Origin of the sequence: Parabacteroides sp. AF17-3 (assembly GCF_003635445.1) — a bacterium.
GTDB classification, from domain to species: domain Bacteria; phylum Bacteroidota; class Bacteroidia; order Bacteroidales; family Tannerellaceae; genus Parabacteroides; species Parabacteroides goldsteinii.
Genome location: NZ_QTMM01000043.1, coordinates 1 through 2396 on the forward strand (window position 1 = coordinate 1; position 2396 = coordinate 2396).

Below are 2396 nucleotides of genomic sequence, written 5' to 3' on the forward strand. Positions count from 1 at the left end.
AATGCCTTGCAATCAGCATATTTACTACACAGCCTCTACGGGCGCACAGATTACATACACGGTGCTGCTCCCGTCAGGAATGAAATTCGGGTCTGAAAGCTGCTCGATGTCCTTTTGGAGCATCAGGGTTTGTATGCGTGCCAGCACGCTGCTGAACAAGTCCGACACGGGTAGCCACAGGTAAATGGAGATATAGCGTGAAATCCACTGGGTCAGCGTGCTTTGGAAACCGTCATAGACGGAAATCGCAAACGCCAGCGGACCCAGTATCGAAAGCACAATCAGGAAGAACGTGCGCAACGTGTCTATAATCAGCCCCGCCGCCTGAAAGAGCATTTCCAATAGTTCCCTGAACCAGTCCCGTACGGACTTCTTGATATTGTACGCCGCCCTGTCCATATACATACCCGTCATAGTTACCATGTCGGAGGGCGACCAGCCCAGTTCTTCCAGTTGCCTGTCAAATTCCTCGTCCGATGCAAGGTAAGCCGTTTCGGGGCTTCGCATCAGGGCTTCATATTCCAGTCGGTCTTTCTGCGCCCGGTATTCGTTCATGTCGAAAGTCTGCGTTTCCATAAGCTGGTTGCACCCTTTCACCACTGGCGACAGCACCGTGTTGATAGTACCCAACACGAATGTTGGAAAAAACATGATGCACAGCCCCAGCGCAAAGGGGCGCAGGAGCGGGTACACGTCTATGGCTTCCGCCCTTGCGAGCGACTGCCACACTTTTGCCGCCACGTAGAACAAAGCCCCCAATCCGGCAATACCTTTCGCTACCCCCGTCATGTTGCTGCACAAGGGCATCATCTCATCGTACAGCACCCGCAACACTTGGTGCAGGTTGTCAAAATCCACTGCTGCTAATAACATAGGCATACCGATTTATATGTTACCAGTAGCGTTCATCCGCCGAGCCGTAGAGAGCCAGCACCCGGTCGGTGTCGTTCTTCTTTTTTGCCCGCAGATAGGACACGGAAATGTTCTTTCGGGTGTAGTAGTTCACGAGGTTGCGGTAATTCAATAGGCTTCGGTAGGCATTATCAATAATAGCCAGCCGTTCGGCATCCGTCAGCGACATACCCGTGATGTTCACTACATTCTTCAAGTCCTGCAACACGTCCGAGCTTTCCGACATCAGTTTGGCATAGCCGAACGAGATTGCGGATAGTTCGTCAGGCGTGAAATTCGGGTCTGCCAGCATGTTTTGGAAGTTGCGCACGTAGATTTCGGATATTTCCGCCACCAGTTCGATAGATTTTCCTACCTTGACACCGCCCTTGACAACATCGTGTACCGCTTTGAGCGCATCGTAATATTTTTTACCCTGCTGGAAAATCTTCTGCGCTTCCATGAAGCCGTCCAGCGTGTTCTTGGCTGTGGTGGAAGTCTGCACTATCTGCTTGGTGGTGTTGATGATACCCTGTGCCAAGTTGCCGGGGTCTGACACCACCCACTGTGCGGATGCCTTGCCGATGAAGCAAAGGCATACCGCCATAAGGAGAATTGTTTTCTTCATCTTTTTTTGTTTTTAGGGTTTATAACTCGCTTGTATTCGCCGCCGGGTGAAAGGATTATCCGGTCACGTTCCTTGTCATACGTCAGCAGTATGGCAAAGCCAGTTCCGATAAACAGTTTTCCGTCCTGTTCCGACACTTGATAGGCAGTTTCCAGTACCTTGCCCCTGATATTCGCTTTCCGGGTGACGGTGTATTCGCCGCCCGTTTCCGAGAGCGTGAAAGCCGGGTGTCCCTTGACATGTACCCATTCACCCCGCATTTGCTCCAGCTGCTTTTCCGGGCTATCCTTGCAGGATGCCAATAGCAACACGCAGGAAAAGAGAAGCAAGATTTTACTTGTACGTTTCATATTTCTAAATTTTAAGTGGTTGATAATTGGGGATTTCTCTTGCTTTCTGCAAGCCGCTTGATAGCCAGTTCAAGGTTGCCGCCCAGCTTGTCGGCAAGGGCGAACAGTTCCATTTTCTCGCTTTCCTCTGTCGTGAAGGTGTAATATTCTTCCAATGAAACTTCCGTGGCATATACCGCCGACTGCGTGCCGCCCAGCGAGAAGAAAACTTCCTTGTATTTCCGTCCGGGGTGGTTCGCCATGTTGATAGACAATATCTGCGAACGCTCCTTGTCGGTCAGTCCCAAGAGGTTCTGTATGCTGTCGAACTTGTTGAGATATTTTCTTTGGTCTAACAGTATCTTGCAGTCCGAGTTATTGATGATACTCTCTTTCACGATAGGGGAAGAAATAATATCCTCAATCTCTTGCGTGACTACAATCGCTTCCCCGAAATATTTTCGGACGGTTTTGTAGAGGTAGCGGATATAGTCTGCCATGTTCGCCGATGCAATCGCTTTGCCGGGTAGGTCAGGGGCATTACTGCC

General features: G+C 50.4%; 3 protein-coding genes and 1 pseudogene. All 4 read right to left on the reverse strand.

What is annotated here, in order from left to right:
• Nucleotides 1-48 precede the first annotated feature (48 nt).
• Nucleotides 49-873 (reverse strand): annotated as a pseudogene (gene traJ / locus DWW91_RS27425) (conjugative transposon protein TraJ); the annotation flags it as partial.
• Between the two features lie 19 nt (nt 874-892).
• A complete protein-coding gene (locus tag DWW91_RS27430; RefSeq protein ID WP_016276709.1) occupies nt 893-1519 on the reverse strand; it encodes a DUF4141 domain-containing protein in 627 nt (208 codons plus the stop codon).
• Nucleotides 1516-1869, reverse strand: a complete 354-nt coding sequence (locus DWW91_RS27435; RefSeq protein WP_016276708.1) for a DUF3876 domain-containing protein — start codon at nt 1867-1869, stop codon at nt 1516-1518. Before DWW91_RS27435 ends, DWW91_RS27430 begins: the two co-directional genes overlap by 4 nt.
• A gap of 11 nt (nt 1870-1880) precedes the next feature.
• On the reverse strand, nt 1881-2396 hold a 516-nt coding region (locus tag DWW91_RS27440), incomplete at its 5' end, for a TraG family conjugative transposon ATPase (RefSeq protein ID WP_122329441.1).